Genomic DNA, 16,344 nt, shown 5'->3' with positions numbered 1-16,344 from the left:
AGCGATTGGGCCTGGCGGGCCTCGGGTCCGGCGCTCGCCAGGGCCCTCCCCACCTCCGCCCGTGGAATCAACGTCCTGCTCGTGTGTTCGGAGGCCCGGAATTTTCGGGCGCTTGACGGCGACCCTCGATTCCCGGAACAACTCCGCGCCCCTGCCGCCCCGACCGAAAGGAAACCCATGAAGCGCCTGCTTCTCACCGCCTCTTTGCTCGGCGTCGCTCCCGCGCTCGCCGACGAGGGCATGTGGACGTACAACAACTTCCCCTCCGCCACGGTCAAGGCGAAGTACGGCTTCGAGCCCTCCCAGGACTGGCTCGACACCGTCCGTTTGTCCTCGGCCCGCTTTGGCTACGGGTGCTCGGCGAGCTTCGTCTCCGCGGATGGCCTGGTGATGACGAACCATCACTGTGCTCGTGGCTGCATCCAGCAGCTGTCCACCGCCAAGAAGGATCTCATCGCCAACGGCTTCTACGCCAAGACGCCCGCCGAGGAGATTCAATGTCCGGCGCTGGAGATCAACCAGCTCCAGGAAATCACCGACGTCACCGAGCAGCTCAACACCGCCACCCGGGGTCTCACCGGCAAGGCCTACGCCGACAGCCTCAAGGCCGAGATGGCCAATCTGGAGAAGGCCTGCACCACGAGTGAAGAGGTCCGCTGCGACGTGGTGACCCTGTACCAGGGCGGCCGTTACAACCTCTACAAGTACCAGCGTTTCCAGGACGCGCGGCTCGTGTTCGCGCCCGAGCACACGATCGCCTTCTTCGGCGGCGATCCGGACAACTTCGAGTTCCCCCGGTACGACCTGGACGTGGCGTTCGTGCGCGTCTACGGCAAGGACGGCAAGCCCGCCCGGCCCAGCCACTACTTCAAGTGGTCCGAGCACGGCGCCAAGGAAGGCGAACTCACCTTCATCTCGGGCCACCCGGGTAGGACATCGCGTGGCCTCACCATCTCCCAGCTCGAGTTCCTCCGGGACGTGTCGCTGCCCCGACATCTCTTCCGGCTCTCGGAGCTTCGCGGACTCGTCACCGAGTACCAGAACCGCGGCGCCGAGCAGAAGCGCACCTCCAACAACCTGCTCTTCGGCGTGGAGAACGGCCTCAAGGCCGGCAAGGGCAAGCTCGAGCAGCTCGCCGACAAGAACTTCTTCGCCCAGAAGCTCGCCGCCGAGCAGGAGCTGCGCTCGAAGGTCAACGCGGATCCGAAGATGAAGGCCAGGTACGGCATGGCCTGGGACGAGATCGCCCGCGCCCAGCAGACCTACCGGAACATCTTCAAGGAGTACGAGGCCCAGGAAGGCGGCCCGAACTCGCAGTTGTTCAACCTGGCGCGCACCCTGGTGCGGGCCTCCGAGGAGCTGCCCAAGCCGGATGCCGAGCGGCTGCGGGGCTACAACGACGCCAGCCTGTCCACCCTCAAACTCCAGATGATGAGCAAGGCGCCCATCTACCCGGAGCTGGAGGTGGCCCAGCTGACGTTCTCGCTCACCAAGATGCGTGAGGACCTCGGGCCGGATCACCCCTTCGTGAAGAAGGTGCTCGGCAAGGAGTCTCCGCGGACCCTGGCCACCCGGCTCGTCAATGGCTCGAAGCTGGCCGACCTCAAGGTGCGCGAGCAGCTGTTCTCCGGTGGCAAGGCGGCCATCGCGGCCTCGAAGGATCCGATGATCCAGCTGGCGCTCCTGGTGGACCCCGATGCCCGCGCCATCCGCACCCGTTATGAGACCGAGGTCGAGGCCGTCGTCCGCAAGAACAGCGAGCTGGTGGCCCAGGCCCGCTTCGACATCTACGGCACCAAGATCTACCCGGACGCCACGGGCACCCTGCGCCTGTCCTTCGGCGCCGTGAAGGGCTACCCGGAGGACGGCAAGCAGGTGGCGCCCTTCACCTTCGTGAGCGGCACCTTCGAGCACGCCACCGGCGAGGATCCGTTCGCCCTGCCCAAGAGCTGGCTCGCCGCGCAGAAGCAGCTGTCGCCCAACACCCCGATGAACTTCGTCACCACCAACGACATCATCGGCGGCAACTCGGGCTCGCCCGTCATCAACCAGAACGCGGAGATCGTCGGCCTCGTCTTCGACGGCAACATCCAGTCGCTCGGCGGAGACTACGGTTACGACGAGACCGCCAACCGCGCCGTCTCCGTCCACAGCGACGCCCTCATCGAGGCGCTCCAGAAGGTCTACAAGGCCGATCGCATCGTCCAGGAGCTGCGCCCCGGCACCGCGTCCACCGGCAAGGGCGGCTCGGGGCCGCAGTAACCCCACTGCGTCCTCGCGGACAAAAGAAGACAAAAACAAAGGGGCTGCCCAGCGTGAACGGGCAGCCCCTTTTTGTTTTGTCCTCTTTGTTTTGTCCTCGTCTTTTGTCTTCCGCCCTACTCCCACTCGATCGTCGCGGGCGGTTTGGAGGACACGTCGTAGACGACGCGGTTGATGCCGCGCACCTCGTTGGTGATGCGCGTGGAGATGCGCTCGAGCACCGGGTACGGCAGCCGCGCCCAGTCCGCCGTCATGCCGTCCACGCTCGTCACCGCGCGCAGCACGCACGTGGACTCGTAGGTGCGCTCGTCGCCCATGACGCCCACGCTCTGCACCGGCAGCAGCACCGCGAACGCCTGCCACAGCTCCCGGTACAACCCCGCGTCCCGGATCTCCTGCTGGACGATGGCGTCCGCGCGGCGCACCAGCGCCAGACGCTCCTCGGTGATTTCCCCCAGCACCCGAATGGCCAGACCCGGCCCCGGGAACGGCTGCCGGGACACCATCTCCTCCGGCAACCCCAGCTCGCGGCCCAGCACGCGCACTTCGTCCTTGAACAGCTCGCGCAAGGGCTCCACCAGCTTGAGGTTCATCTTCTCCGGCAGGCCGCCCACGTTGTGGTGGCTCTTGATGGTGACGGAGGGCCCCTTGTACGACACGGACTCGATCACGTCCGGGTACAGCGTGCCCTGCGCGAGGAACTCCGCGCCCCGCACCTCCTGCGCCGCCTCCTCGAACACCGCGATGAACTCGCGGCCGATCGTCTTGCGCTTCTTCTCGGGATCCGTGACGCCCGCGAGCTTGCCGAGGAAGCGCTCGCGCGCGTCCACCGTCTTGAGCGGCACGTGGAAGCGGTCCACGAAGAGCGCCTCCACCTGCGCGCGCTCGTCCTGCCGGAGCAGTCCGTTGTCCACGAAGATGCACTGCAGCCGCGCGCCGATGGCCCGGTGCAACAGCAGCGCCGCCACCGAGCTGTCCACGCCACCCGACAGGCCACAGATGACCCGGCCGTGCTCGCCCACCTGCCGACGGATGGCCTCCTGCGCCTCCTCGATGAAGCCCTTCATCGTCCAGCTCCCGCTCACCTTGCAGTCGGTGAACAGGAAGGCGCGCAGCATCTCCTTGCCCGCGGGTGTGTGCACCACCTCGGGGTGGAACTGCAGCCCGTAGATGGGACGGGTGCGGTGCGCCGCCGCCGCGAAGGGCGAGTTGCCGCTGCGGCCAATGGACTCGAAGTCCGGCGGCAGCGCGTCCACCCGATCGCCATGGCTCATCCACACCTTCACCCGCTCGCCCACGCCGAACGCCGCCAGGGGCCCGCGCGACGTGAGCACCTCCACCTCCGCCGCCCCGTATTCGCGGTGCGCCGAGCGATCCACCCTGCCGCCCAACAGCTTGGACAACAATTGGAGCCCGTAGCAGATGCCCAGCACCGGCACCCCGGCTTCGAAGACGAAGGCGTCACACCGCGGCGAGCCCTCCGCCTCCACCGAGGCCGGGCCTCCCGACAGGATGATGCCGCGCGGGGCGAAGCGGCGGATCTCCTCGGCCGGCAGGTCCGGCCGGTGAATCTCACAATACACACCGAGCTCTCTCACCCGGCGCGCGATGAGCTGCGTGTACTGACTGCCGAAGTCGAGGATGAGAATCTTCTCTGCGTGGATGTCCACCACACTCTCCCTGGGATGCGCGCGTTGACGGATGCGGCCCTTACCGCTAGAAACTTTCGGAAATCAACCTTTAAGTCCCGCTCGAAGAGGTCCTGGATGCGCCTGCCCGCCGTTGCAACCGTCTTGTTGCTGTCCTCCGCCGGTTGCGTGAAGGAAATCTCCTCGGATGAGCGCCTGGATCGCGAGACGGAGTTCCTGCAGGCCCGTGGCACGCCGGACGCCGCCGAGCTGGGCAAGGTGCACTGCGACGACACGGGGGATGCCCTCAACCAGGCGCGCAACGTCAACCGCCCCGAGACCGATCGGGTGATCAGCTACATCGAGCTCTACAGCTCGCTGCTCAAGCGCAAGGCCACCTTCGATGCGGCGATGACGCGCAACCCGGACCTGAACTACACCGAGGGCAGCCAGAAGCTCGTGGCCGCCCGGGACAACTGCATCCAGCAGGCCGCGGACGTGAAGGTGGAGTTCGAGACCTACGTGCGCGAGCTCGTGAGCGTGCCCACCGTGCAGGAAATCAAGGGCGGCAACACCGTCACGGTGGCCCGGCTGGACTTCAACACCCTGCGCCAGGCCATCGACACGCTCAACCCCGAGGACAAGGAGCAGCTGCTCGCCCGGGTGCTCACCACCGAGAAGCAGGTGGCGCCCTCGGGCGGTGACGAAGAGCCCGCCCCGCGCAAGCGTGGCAAGTAGTCGCCGCGCCGCACGGCTCCCCTCCGCGCCCTACTCCACCCGGTAGTCGGGCGCGCTTCCGGTGTGATGCGCACGAACCGGGCCTTGGCACGCAGCTCGTCGATGAAAGGGGGCGCCTTCGCGCCCGGCTCAATCGCGGATGCGCAGGCCCTCGGTGCTCGAGGACTTCTCGAAAACGGAGGCGCTGGCCGAGGGAGCCTCGGACGCCATACCCGTGAGCAGGTGGGCCGACAGAGACGAGGGCTTCACGGCGGCCTTGAGTGCCTCGGCGCGCAGGGCGCCCAGACGCTTGCGCCACAGGAACGCACCCAGGCCCACCACCACGAGCCCGCCCACCACCACGAGCTGCCCTTCCTTCATCCGCTCGATGGCGTAGTCGAGCTTGTCGCCGAAGTGGAAGCCCAGCCACACGAAGAAGGGCGCGGACAGGAGCGCCGCGAGCCCATCCCAGAAGATGAAGCGGGCATAGGACATGCCCGCCGAGCCGGCGGTGAAGTACGTCACCGCGCGCACGCCAGGCAGGAAGCGGGCGATCATCACGATCTTCTGCCCGTGCAGGGCGAAGAGCCCCTCCACCCGGGCGCGCTTGTCGGGCGTGACGACGCGGGCCAGGAAGCCCGTGGGCGAACGGCCCACCTTCGAGCCCAACCGGCGGCCCGCCAGGAAGATGAGGCTGTCGCCCACCAGGATGCCGCCGAAGCCAATCAACATCATGCCGGCCAGGCTGGCCGCGCCCTTGTGGGCGAGGAAACCACCCAGGATGAGCGAGATGTCCTCGGGCAGGGGCACCCCCAGGCCACACGCCACCAGGATTCCGAACACGGTGACGTAGGCGAGGACGCCGTGAGTACTGCCCAGCAAGTTGGTGAGGAATTCTTGCACGCTCGTCTCTCTTCGCTTCCGTGGAGGCCCCGCCCGGACACTACCCGGCGCCGCCCTTGAAACGCCCACGCATCAACCACGCCTGCTTCGCGAAAACTCCGGGGCCGCCTCCAGGATAGCGCTCATGCCTGTCCGCTCGCTCTTCCATGGAGACGCCCTGCTTCCCTGCGTAGGAGCAACCAGGCACCCGCGCCAGGGAAAAGGACTCGATGAGGTAGGTCCAGGTGGCAACCCACCCTCCACCCTGTACGCCAGGAACTTCCCGTCACGCACACGCTCCGCTCCGCCCTCGGCGTTGGGGCATCGCCGCGGGCGGAAGGTAGCACGGAGCCACGACAAGGAGCGGATCACGGTTTGCCCACGAGCGACTTCATGGCGCCCTGGTTGTCGCGGACCTTCTGGCTGAAGTGGAGGATGACGCCCATCAGGAGCTTCACACAGGCCTGGGGCTTCTGGGTGGTGAGCTTCTGGAAGTCCGCGTGGCGGATCTCCACGGCGAGCACATCGGTGAGGGCGGTGGCGGTGCACAGCCGCTCTCCCTTCTGGATGAGGGCGAGCTCGCCCAGGGGCTCGCCCTCTCCCACCTCGGCGAGCGCCACCTCTCCGCCCGCGGGGCTCCTGGCGCTCAAGCGCACCGAGCCCTCGTGGACGATGAAGAGCGATTCTCCGGCACGCCCTTCCTGAAAGAGGGCCGAGCCCTTGGGAAAGGCCCGGGAGACCCCGATGGCGGCGAAAATCTGGATGCCGACGTCGGAAAAGTCCTTGAAGAGCGGGCAGGCCCTGAGTGCGGCTGCGACCTCCATGAGGGGGGGTCCTAGCACGCGGGGGAGCGCACGTCACTTCGTTAGCGGCTGGCGCGGTGCTCGCCGGCGGTCTCCACGTAGTGCCGGGCGGACTCGAGCAGGAAGGTGCGCTCCTCGGGGGTGAGCGGCCGCTTGACCTTGCCGGGCGAGCCCACCACGAGCGAGCCCGGGGGAATCTTCGTCCCGGGCGTCAGCAGCGTCCCCGCGCCGATGATGCAGTCCTCGCCGATCTCCACGTCGTCCATGACGATGGCGCCCATGCCCACCAGCACGCGGTGGCCCACCCGGCAGCCATGCAAAATCACCCGGTGCCCCACCGTCACGTCGTCCCCGATGACCGTCTCGGTCTGGCCGGTGACGTGGATCATCGTGAGATCCTGGATGTTGGTGCGCTGGCCAATGCGGATGCCGTTCACGTCTCCGCGCAGCACCGAGTTGAACCACACCGAGCTGTCCTCCCCCAGCTCCACGTCGCCGATGACCTGCGCCGACTCCTCGATGAAGCAGCTCGGGTGGATGCGCGGGGACTGATCACGAAAGCGGCGCAGGGCCATGGCGGAACACCTCGAGAGGGGGGAACGGGCTTTCAGGCGACGACGCAGGACTCGGCGGGCTGGGGCAGCTCGGCGGGCGGCATCACCGTGGGCGGGCTGAGCACCTCGAGCTGCTTGCCGGCGAGCTGGTTGGGCGTGGCGCTCTCCACCTTCACCTTCACGAAGGCACCCGCCGGAGCGTCCCCGTCGAAGTTCACCGTGCGGTTCTCCGCCGTGCGGCCAAAACGCTTGAGCGGGTTGTAGCGCGAGGGGCCCTCCACCAGCACCTCCACCTCCTGCCCCACCAGCGCCTGGGTGATCTCCCCGCTGATGCGCCGCTGGATCTTCTGCAGCCGCTCCAGCCGCTCGATCTTCACCTCGTGGGGCACCGGCCCCCACTCGTTCTCGCGCAGCGCCGCGCCCGTCTTCGGCCGGGGGCTGTAGATGAAGGAGAACTGGTTGTCGTAGCGCACCTGCTCGGTGAGCGCGAGCGTGAGGGCGAAGTCCTCCTCCGTCTCCCCGGGAAAGCCCACGATGATGTCCGTGGTCATCGCGATGCCCGGACGCGCCGCGCGCAGCTTGCCCAGCCGCTCGAGGTACTCCGCCACCGTGTAGTCGCGCCGCATCCGCTTGAGCACCGGATTGGAGCCGCTCTGCACCGGCAGGTGGAAGTGCGGGCAGATCTTCGGCTGGGTGCGGAACGCCTCGATCAGCTCGTCGGACAGGTCGTGCGGGTGGCTCGTGGTGAAGCGCACGCGCTCGATGCCGGGCACCTCCGCGCAGCGCAGGAGCAGCTGCGCGAAGCTCACCCCGCCCTGGTACGAGTTCACGTTCTGCCCGATGAGCGTCACCTCGCGCACGCCCACCTGGGCCAGGCTCGCCACCTCGGTGAGCACGTCCGGGAAGGGCCGGCTCACCTCGCGGCCGCGCGTGTGCGGCACCACGCAGAAGGAGCACACGTTGTCGCAGCCCTTCATCACCGTGACGAACTCCGTCACCTTGCCCCGGCTCGTCTCGGGGTCCGCGCGCGGGAAGACGTACTCCTCGGAGTCCACCCAGGCCGTCTCCACCACGCGCTCGCGCTCGCCCTTCACCCGGCCGATGATGTCCGGCAGCTTGGGGATGGAGTCCGGGCCGAAGACGAAGTCCAGGTAGGGCACCTTCTTGAGCAGCTTCTCCTTCTCCTGCTGCGCCACGCACCCGCCCACGCCCAGGAGCGTGCCGCGCGCGAGCTTCACCGTGCGGTAGCGGCCCAGCGCGGAGAGCATCTTGTCCTCGGCCTTCTCGCGGATGGAGCAGGTGTTGAGGATGATGAGGTCCGCCTCCTCCGCCACCGGCGTCGGGCGGTAGTCGAGCGAACCCAACACCTCGCCCATCCGCATCGAGTCGTTGACGTTCATCTGGCAGCCGAAGGTGTGGATGAAGTAGCGCTTCATGGGTCTTTCCGTATGAAGAACGGGCCCTTATCCGACGGGGCCCGGCGGATTGCAACACCCGGGCGGGCGGGCACGCGGGCGCTTCAGGCCCGGGTCAGTGCCCGCTGCATCCGGGCATGCAGGGCGACGAGGCGCTCCTCGTGGGGGGCGAGCAGCTCCAACGACTCCTGGCCATGGCGCCGGGCCAGGGGCTCCAGGTCCTCGATCCGACGCAGCTCGGTGCGCGCCTTGGCCGCCTTCTCCGCGGACGCGGCGTCCGCTTGGGTCTCCAGCTCCACGAGCCGGGTGCGCAGCCGGCGCGCCGTCCAGCGCTGGCCACAATAGGCGCGCAGCAGCACCGTGCCCAGCTCCACCCGCTTCACGTCCAGTCCCGAGGCCTCCAGGCCCGCCTGGTGGGCGTCGGCCACCGCTCCCGGGCCCCCCGAGGGGCCCTCGACCCGGGCGAGGAAGGCTTCCTGGTAGCGGATGAGCCCCTGGAGCTCCTCCTCGGTGAGGGGGTGGGCGGACAGCCGCAGCGTGCGCGAATCGATCGCCTCCATGGCACCGGAGGGGGTCGCGTCGAGGTCATCGAACATGGAAGGGGACATGGGGCCTTTCCTGGGTCAGACGGGGACGAGCTGCTCGGCGATGCGGGACAGCGCGGCCACGGAGTTGACCACCACGGCGTGGTGGCAGTGCTTCGAATAGGTGAGCATCTCGCTGTCGCCAAGGCCCCAGTTGTCGCGCCCCTCGGGACAGACCCAGAGCAGACGCTTGCACCTGCGCTTGAGCTCCTCGAGCGCCCAGGCATTGGCGGCGTTGTGGTTGTTGCGGCCGTCCCCGATGACCAACACCGTGGTGCGGCGCGTGATGCTCCCGAGCTGATGGCGCGTGAAGGTGGCCAGCGCCCGGCCATAGTCGGAGTTGGCGGTGAGCGAGACGGCTCCCCCCAGCGTGGCCAGATCGATCGCCCGATCCACGTCCCGCTCCTTGAAGTGCCGCGTCACCTCGCCCACGTCCGCCACGAAGACGAACGAGCGCACGCGCGCGAAGAGCGACTGGAGCGTGTGGGTGAAGAGCAACATCATCCGCGAGGCGTTGCGCACCGAGTCCGAGACGTCACAGAGGACGACGAGCTCGGGGCGCTCGGGGCGGCGGGAGCGGAACCAGGGCACCATCGGCACCCCACCCCACGGCAGGTTGTGGCGCAGGGTGCGGCTCACGTGGAGCGTGCCCTCGCGCCGCGAGCGCCGCTTGCGCATGAGCCGGGCCTTGAGCTTCTCCGCCAGGGCGCGGACCGCCGCCTGCATCTGCTTCACCTCGGCCTGGCTGAGCCGGTGCAACGGCTTGTCCTCCAGTCCGCCCGAGGGCTTGCCGATGCGCGCGTCCGCCTGGCGCTTCACCTCGCGCCGCGCCGCGTCCTCCACCTGGCGCAGGGCCCCGTCCATGTGGCGCGAGACGATCTCCACGCCGTCCGGCCCCAGGCCCTGCTCGCGCAGCGTGTCCGCGAAGGACTGGAGCTCCGAGCGGGCCCTCTCCAACCCCGCCGCCACCATCAGCCGCCGCGAGAAGAAGCCCATCTGCAGCGGACCCCTCATCCGGGAGAAGTCCAACTGGAGCTGGGCCGTGCGGAACAGCCGCGCCAGCACCGCCGGGTTCCCCTCGAGCACCGCCTGGGAGAGCGGGGACATTCCGGGAAGGCGCCGGTGCAGCTCGTCGAGCACCGTCCTCAACGACTCGCCCTCGAGCAGCCCCTGCTCCTGGAGCCGCCCGGCGAGCGACGGCTCGAGCGCCTCGAAGGGCCTGGACGTCCCCGAGAAGAAGAAGTCGAAGGCACGCTGGAACACGTCCCCGTCCTGCTCCCGCTTGATCAACGTGGTGCGCAAGACGGCGCGGAAGACGGCCTTGTCCTGGAGCCCCACCTCCGCGGCGGCCCGGGTCGCATCCGCTACCTCGGACGTGCTCACCCGCACACCGTTCTGGCGGAGGACCTCGGCGAACTCGACGATGCGGGCGTCCATCGGGGCTTTGTAACCTCCACCCCGCCCCACTTCCAGAGACCCGGAGGGCCCCGGGCTCACCCCACGTTCATCCGGCCTCTCGAGGGCACCGTGGCGTCCAGGGCTCCCAACACGCCGTCCCACAGCTCCGCCCGGGCGCGCAGGGCGGACAGGGCCGCCTCCCGTGCTTCCCTCCACCGCTCGGGGTCCTCTCCGCACAGCCGGCACAGGAGCTGCTCCGCCCGGACGCCATGCTCCTCGCCGTCGAGCTGGATGTGCCGCTCCAGGTACAGCCGCAGCGAGGCGCACCCGGTGCCCAGCGGCTTCACGGCCGTGAGGATGCGCTCGAAGACCGCGGGCAGCAGGGACTCCCGGCCGAGGAGGAAGGCCGCGGCCACCTGATGGGGGCGCAGCCGGGTCGTCGCCAGGGTGTGACTCACGAAGGCGCGTGCCGCCACGGGCGCGTGCTCCAACGCCCTCTCCAGCGAGTGACCGGAGCGCAGGGACTCGACGAAGCGCAGCACCGCGTCCTCGTCCGCGCCCACCTCGCGCATGGCCTCCCGGTACAGCTCGAAGTGGCTCTGGTACACCCCGGGCCGGACCTCGTCCGTCTCCTCGCCCAGGACGATCTCGTTGATCATCCGCGCGCACTCGATGTCCGCCGGGGGCGCCCAGGGAACCTCCACACACGTGAGCTGGCGCTGGAGCGTCTTGAGCAGGCTCATGAAGTCCCACACGGCGAACACGTGGGCGCCCATGAAGGTGTGCAGGGCGTTCAAGTCCGAGAGCCGCTCGTACACGGGATGCCGCAGGAGCGCCTGGCGCGGCGCGTCCGTGGCGGACAGGAGCCTGGAGAGAGGAGCTGGGTTCATGGCCGGGGCGTGTAGACGCCCACGCGGGGGCGGCGCTACCCACCCCGGGCCGGATGTCTCCTCAGACGTGCTGACGCGGAGAAGGTCTCCTTCTCGCGTGCGCGTTTCACCGGGAGGCGGGGTCCGGCCAGATGATGTGCCCGGCCTCGGGACGGGCCTGGCCCGTCACGACGTCGCGATAGACGGCCTTCAGTGCCTCGGGGCCCCGATGGTGTTCGATCCGCAGCCAGGAGCTGGCGGCCACGAAGGCCTTCATGGCCTCCGCCAGCCGGGACTCGAAGGTCTCCAGTCCCCAGTCCGTCACCCGCTTGCGCAGCCGATCCGGTGCGAAGAAGAAGGTGGGCGTGGGCCCCGGCAGGGGGTCGCCCTTCGCTGGGGGAGGCGTCCGCTGATGCGTGCCTCCCACGAGGGTGCTCTGGCGCAGCCCGTCCTTGAGCTGCCGATGGATGCCCCGCACCACGGCCGGGTCCCCGGCGAAGTCGACGAAGACCGCGGGCGTCTCGACCCACAGCCCGGCCATCGCGTCATAGGGGACGAGCTGCTGGTACAGGCCCAGGCCGCCGAGCAGGGCGAGGTTCTTGCGCGACGTGAGGCCCACCACCTTCATCCCGTGCCGCGAGAGCAACCACGCCAGGCCCATGGCGGTCTTGCTCGAGGCGCTCGACAGGATGACGGTCCGCGTCCCGGCATGCTCCGCCTCGTACAGCATGTCATCCAGCAGGAACGAGGTCGTGAAGAGCGGCCGCAGCAGCGCGCGATGATTGTCGAAGGACTCGTCCACCTCGACGCGCGTGTAGCGATTGTAGAAAGGCGACAGGCCCGCCCGGTGCGTCGCCGCATCCAGATAGCCACTGCCGGTGCGCTGCAGCCGGGCCACGAAGTGCGTCGACATGGGCACGAGGCCGAAGAACCTCAGTCCCACGGGGGCCTCCGGGGAGGAGGAGCGCGAGACCCGCGCGTAGCCCCAGGCGGGAATCCGGCCCCGCCAGTCGGGAGCGGTGGGAAAGCAGCGCCAGTAGCCCAGCGCCTCGCCCATCACCCCGTAGGTGATGTTGTTGGCCGTCAACGCGAAGCGCTCGACCGTGAGCACCGCCTCTCCCGGCGCGAGGGGCTGCTCCACCGGATCCGACGAGGGCTCGAGGAAGACCCGCTCCAGATTGTCTCGCGCGACCAGGAAGTCCCAACCCATCGACATGCAGACACACCCTTCTCTGATTGCTCGTGGGGAGCGTGAAGTCCGAAGGGTGACTCTACGCCGCCCGCTCGAAAGACATCACGGATTCCACGTGGTGCGTCTGGGGGAACATGTCCACCACCTGGAGCGCCCGGGGTGCATAGCCCGCCTGCGCGAGGGCCGCCGCGTCCCGCGCCAGCGCGCCGGGATCACACGCCACGTACACCACGCGCTTCACCCCCAGTGCGGTGAGCCACTTCGCGAGCCCCGGCGCACCGGTGCGGGGAGGATCCACCAGGGCCAGATCGAAGCGCTTGCCCTCGCGGATGAGCCCCTCGCACACCTTGCGGGAGTCCCCCTGGACGAAGCGTACGTTGGCCACCCCGCCCTCGCGCGCGCTGCGCTGGGCCAGGTCCACCGAGACCGAGGACGACTCCACCCCGAGCACACTCGCCGCGCTCGCCGCGAGCGGGAAGGTGAAGTTGCCATTGCCCGAGTACAGCTCCAGCACCGAGTCCGTCTCGCGCGGGGCCAGCTCGTGCACGGCCGCCGTGACGAGCCCCACGTTGGCCTCGCCATGCGCCTGGGAGAACGCGTCCGGACGCAGGAACAGCGGCACCTCGGGCACCAGCGGCGACAGCGAGCGCAGCACGGGCTTGCCGATGATCCGCGGCGAGCCTTCCTTCGGCACCAGCACCGCGCCCTCCAGCCGCAGCGCACGCACCGCGGCCTCGCACGCCTCGACGTACCGGGGCGCCACCTGCCCCTTGAGCAGCACCGCGAAGGCGGCCTTGCTCCCCTCGGCCAGCAGGTGCACCTCCTCGGCCTCGCGGGACAAGGGCTTGAGCAGCGGCCCGAGCTTGCCGGGCAACTCGGCGAGCGCCGGCATCAACGCGGGGCACACCTCCACCGGCACCCGGTCATGACTGCGCCGCCCGAAATACGTCAGCTCGTCCTTGAGTGGATGCAGCACCGCGCGCCGCCGGTAGCCGAAGTCCCACGGCGCCACGAGCAGCGGCCGCACGGCGAAGGCATCCCGCTTCAGGTGGCCCAGGTGCTCGAGCGCGGAGAGGACGATCTCCTGCTTCGCGGCGCGCTGGGCGGACTCGTTCAGCTCCAGCCAGTCACAGCCCCCGCACCGCGCGCTGATCGCGCAGGGCGAGGGCTTGCGATCGGGTGACGGCACCAGCACCTCGCCCACGAGGTGCCCGCGCATCACCTTTCCCTCCTGCTCCAGGCGCACGCGCACCCGGTCTCCGGGAAACGCCCCGGGCACGAAGACGGTGCGGCCCTCGTAGGAGGCCACACCCTCGCCCAGTTGCCCGAGGCGCTCGATGGTCAACTCGATGGGAGTGTCCGGCAGCACGGGAGCGGGGAGCGTCTTCAGATCTTCATCTCGCGAAGATCCGGAGCGGTCTTGAACGAGGCCTCGGTGAGCGAGCGCACCTGCTCCACCGTCACACCGGGGGCCACCTCGCGCAGCACGAGCCCCTCGGAGGTGACATCCAGGAAGGCGTACTCGGTGACGATGTGGTTGACGCACTTGAGGCCGGTGAGGGGCAGCGTGCACTGCTTGAGGATCTTCGACTTGCCCTCCTTGTTGGCGTGCTCCATGGCCACGAAGACGCGCTTGGCGCCCACCGCCAGATCCATGGCGCCCCCCGGGCCCTTCACCATCTTGCCGGGGATCATCCAGTTGGCCAGGTCACCCTGCTCGCTCACCTCCATGGCGCCGAGCACGGCCATGTCGATGTGGCCTCCGCGGATCATCCCGAAGGACAGCGCCGAGTCGAAGTAGGCGGCGCCCTTGACCACGGTCACCGTCTCCTTGCCGGCGTTGATGAGGTCCGGATCCTCTTCACCCTCCAGGGGCCAGGGGCCCATGCCGAGGATGCCGTTCTCCGAGTGGAGCATGATGTCCATGCCCTTCGGGACGTAGTTGGCCACCAGGGTCGGCATGCCGATTCCCAGGTTCACGTAATAGCCATCGCGCAGCTCCTGGGCGATGCGCTGGGCGATCTGCTCACGGTTCAGGGGCATGGCGTCCTCTCAAGCCTTCTTCTGCACGGTACGGCGCTCGATCCACTTCTGCAGGCCCTTGGCCTGGATGATGCGGTGCACGAAGATGCCGGGCAGGTGCACCTCATCCGGGCCGATCTCCCCGGCCGGCACGATGTGCTCGGCCTCGACGATCGTCGTCCTGCCCGCCATGCACATCATCGGCGAGAAGTTACGGGCGGTCTTGTTGAACACCAGGTTGCCCCAGGTGTCCGCCTTCCACGCGCGCACGATGGTGAAGTCCGCCTTGAGCGGCGTCTCCAGCACGTGCAGGCGCCCGTCGATCATCCGGGTCTCCTTGCCCTTGGACAGCTCGGTGCCCGCGCCCGACGGCGTGAAGAAGCCGCCGATGCCGCAGCCTCCGGCGCGGATGCGCTCGGCGAGCGTGCCCTGGGGGTTGAGCTCCACCTCCAGCTCCTTGGAGATGAACTGCCGCTCGAACTCCTTGTTCTCCCCCACGTAGCTGGCGACGATCTTCTTCACCTGCTTCGCGTTGAGGAGGATCCCCAACCCCAGCTCGGTGGTGCCGCAGTTGTTGGAGATGATGGTCAACCCCTTGGTGCCCTTGCGGTGGATGGCCGCGATCAGGTTCTCGGGATTGCCACACAGGCCGAAGCCGCCACTCATCAGCGTACAGCCATCCGGGATGTCGCGAACGGCCTCGTCCGCGCTCGGGATGATCTTGTTCATGAAACCCCTCCTTCATGAGAACGGGGCCAGGGCCTTGCTCACGTCGGGCCCCCGCCCCGCCCTCCTCTCCCCGTGGGAGAGCGAGTCCGTATGGATTAGCGCTCCACCATCAGCGCGATGCCCTCGCCGCCACCAATGCACAGCGACGCCACGCCCCGCTTCTTGTCCAGGTCCTTCATCTCGTGCAGCAGCGTCACCAGCACGCGCGCGCCCGAGGCGCCAATGGGGTGGCCGAGCACCACCGCGCCGCCGCGGGGATTGACCTTGGCGGGATCCAGGCCGAGCAGCTTGTTGTTGGCGATGGCCACCACGGCGAAGGCCTCGTTGATCTCCCACAGGTCCACGTCGCTGGCCTTGAGCTGGGCGCGCTTGAGCAGGGAGTTGATGGCGTCCGCGGGGGCGATGGTGAACTCCACCGGCTTGCGCGCGGCCCCGGCATAGCCGGTGATGCGGCCGAGCACCGTGCGGCCCTCGGCCTTGGCGCGCTCGGCGCTCATGAGCACCAGCGCCGCGGCGCCGTCGTTGATGGACGAGGCGTTGGCGGCCGTCACCGTGCCGTCCTTCTTGAACACGGGCTTGAGCGTGGGGATCTTCTCCGGCCGGGCGCTCTTGGGGCCGTCGTCCTCGCTCACCACCACGTCGCCGCCCTTGCCGCCGGGCACGGTGACGGGAACGATTTCACGCGTGAACAGGCCGGCCTTCTGGGCCTCGATGGCGCGCCGGGTGGACTCGAGCGCGTACTCGTCCTGGGCCGAGCGGGGAATGCCCTGGCTGGTCGAGCACTCCTCGGCGCAGCTACCCATGTGCACGTTGCCGTACACGTCCCACAGGCCGTCATGGATGAGCGCGTCCTTGAACTCCACGTGGCCCATGCGGGCGCCGCCGCGCAGGGCGTGGCTCAGGTAGGGCGCGTTGCTCATGGACTCCATGCCGCCGGCCACCACCACCTCGGCGTCACCGAGCGCGATGGCCTGGGCGCCGGCGATCACCGCCTTGAGGCCCGAGCCGCACACCTTGTTGAGGGTGACCGCGGGGACGCTCTCCGGGATGCCCGCGAAGATGGCGGCCTGACGCGCGGGAGCCTGCCCCACGCCCGCCTGGAGCACGCAGCCCATGATGGTCTCGCTCACCTGGTCGGGCGACACGCCCGAGCGCTCCAGGGCGGCCTTGATGGCGATCGCGCCGAGCTGCGGTGCGGTCAGTTTGGCGAGGGAGCCCTGAAACGTCCCAATGGGAGTTCGCGCCGCGCCCACGATGACCACTTCACGTGCCATGATCCGCCTCCGGGG

15 protein-coding genes are annotated in these 16,344 nt (G+C 68.8%); 2 read left to right on the top strand and 13 right to left on the bottom strand.

Annotation, left to right across the window (positions count from 1 at the left end):
* Nucleotides 1-177 precede the first annotated feature (177 nt).
* Nucleotides 178-2,262: a S46 family peptidase gene (locus CYFUS_RS25680; protein WP_095987626.1), complete on the top strand. Its 2,085-nt coding sequence runs from the start codon at nt 178-180 to the stop codon at nt 2,260-2,262.
* A gap of 116 nt (nt 2,263-2,378) precedes the next feature.
* Here CYFUS_RS25680 and guaA read toward each other — a convergent pair whose 3' ends face one another.
* Nucleotides 2,379-3,932 carry a glutamine-hydrolyzing GMP synthase gene (guaA, locus tag CYFUS_RS25675; protein ID WP_095987625.1) on the bottom strand — a complete coding sequence of 518 codons (1,554 nt, stop codon included), beginning with the start codon at nt 3,930-3,932 and terminating at the stop codon, nt 2,379-2,381.
* Between the two features lie 96 nt (nt 3,933-4,028).
* Between guaA and CYFUS_RS25670 the strand changes: the two genes are divergently transcribed.
* A complete protein-coding gene (locus tag CYFUS_RS25670; RefSeq protein ID WP_095987624.1) occupies nt 4,029-4,628 on the top strand; it encodes a hypothetical protein in 600 nt (199 codons plus the stop codon).
* Nucleotides 4,629-4,757: 129 nt separating this feature from the next.
* On the opposite strand, the gene CYFUS_RS25665 is transcribed toward CYFUS_RS25670, so the two are convergent.
* The 12 genes from CYFUS_RS25665 to CYFUS_RS25610 all read right to left on the bottom strand — a co-directional run bounded on the left by CYFUS_RS25665 (nt 4,758) and on the right by CYFUS_RS25610 (nt 16,329).
* Nucleotides 4,758-5,510: a DedA family protein gene (locus tag CYFUS_RS25665; RefSeq protein WP_232536789.1), complete on the bottom strand. Its 753-nt coding sequence runs from the start codon at nt 5,508-5,510 to the stop codon at nt 4,758-4,760.
* 347 nt (nt 5,511-5,857) lie between these two features.
* Nucleotides 5,858-6,313 (bottom strand): Crp/Fnr family transcriptional regulator, encoded by a 456-nt coding sequence (locus CYFUS_RS25660; protein ID WP_002621068.1) that lies wholly within the window; start codon nt 6,311-6,313, stop codon nt 5,858-5,860.
* Between the two features lie 41 nt (nt 6,314-6,354).
* Nucleotides 6,355-6,867 carry a gamma carbonic anhydrase family protein gene (locus tag CYFUS_RS25655; RefSeq protein WP_071895914.1) on the bottom strand — a complete coding sequence of 171 codons (513 nt, stop codon included), beginning with the start codon at nt 6,865-6,867 and terminating at the stop codon, nt 6,355-6,357.
* A 32-nt stretch (nt 6,868-6,899) separates the two neighbouring features.
* On the bottom strand, nt 6,900-8,282 hold the full coding sequence (miaB, locus tag CYFUS_RS25650; RefSeq protein ID WP_095987623.1) for a tRNA (N6-isopentenyl adenosine(37)-C2)-methylthiotransferase MiaB: 1,383 nt from the start codon (nt 8,280-8,282) through the stop codon (nt 6,900-6,902).
* An 83-nt stretch (nt 8,283-8,365) separates the two neighbouring features.
* Entirely contained in the window at nt 8,366-8,869 is a 504-nt protein-coding gene (locus CYFUS_RS25645; protein WP_095987622.1) for a hypothetical protein, read from the bottom strand.
* Between the two features lie 15 nt (nt 8,870-8,884).
* Nucleotides 8,885-10,282 (bottom strand): VWA domain-containing protein, encoded by a 1,398-nt coding sequence (locus tag CYFUS_RS25640; RefSeq protein WP_095987621.1) that lies wholly within the window; start codon nt 10,280-10,282, stop codon nt 8,885-8,887.
* 56 nt (nt 10,283-10,338) lie between these two features.
* Complete coding sequence (locus tag CYFUS_RS25635) at nt 10,339-11,133, bottom strand: DUF3050 domain-containing protein (protein WP_095987620.1); 795 nt, start codon at nt 11,131-11,133, stop codon at nt 10,339-10,341.
* A gap of 106 nt (nt 11,134-11,239) precedes the next feature.
* Entirely contained in the window at nt 11,240-12,328 is a 1,089-nt protein-coding gene (locus CYFUS_RS25630) for a DUF2855 family protein (RefSeq protein ID WP_198316064.1), read from the bottom strand.
* Between the two features lie 55 nt (nt 12,329-12,383).
* Complete coding sequence (locus CYFUS_RS25625; protein WP_095987619.1) at nt 12,384-13,673, bottom strand: class I SAM-dependent RNA methyltransferase; 1,290 nt, start codon at nt 13,671-13,673, stop codon at nt 12,384-12,386.
* Nucleotides 13,674-13,690: 17 nt separating this feature from the next.
* Complete coding sequence (locus CYFUS_RS25620) at nt 13,691-14,347, bottom strand: CoA transferase subunit B (RefSeq protein WP_095987618.1); 657 nt, start codon at nt 14,345-14,347, stop codon at nt 13,691-13,693.
* 9 nt (nt 14,348-14,356) lie between these two features.
* Nucleotides 14,357-15,055 (bottom strand): CoA transferase subunit A, encoded by a 699-nt coding sequence (locus CYFUS_RS25615; RefSeq protein WP_095987617.1) that lies wholly within the window; start codon nt 15,053-15,055, stop codon nt 14,357-14,359.
* 95 nt (nt 15,056-15,150) lie between these two features.
* The gene (locus CYFUS_RS25610) at nt 15,151-16,329 is read right to left on the bottom strand and encodes a thiolase family protein (protein ID WP_095987616.1); all 1,179 of its coding nucleotides are present in this window, start codon (nt 16,327-16,329) and stop codon (nt 15,151-15,153) included.
* Nucleotides 16,330-16,344 lie beyond the last annotated feature (15 nt).

It is taken from the genome of Cystobacter fuscus, from assembly GCF_002305875.1.
GTDB lineage: Bacteria > Myxococcota > Myxococcia > Myxococcales > Myxococcaceae > Cystobacter > Cystobacter fuscus_A.
This window is presented reverse-complemented; position numbering and strand designations above follow the sequence as displayed.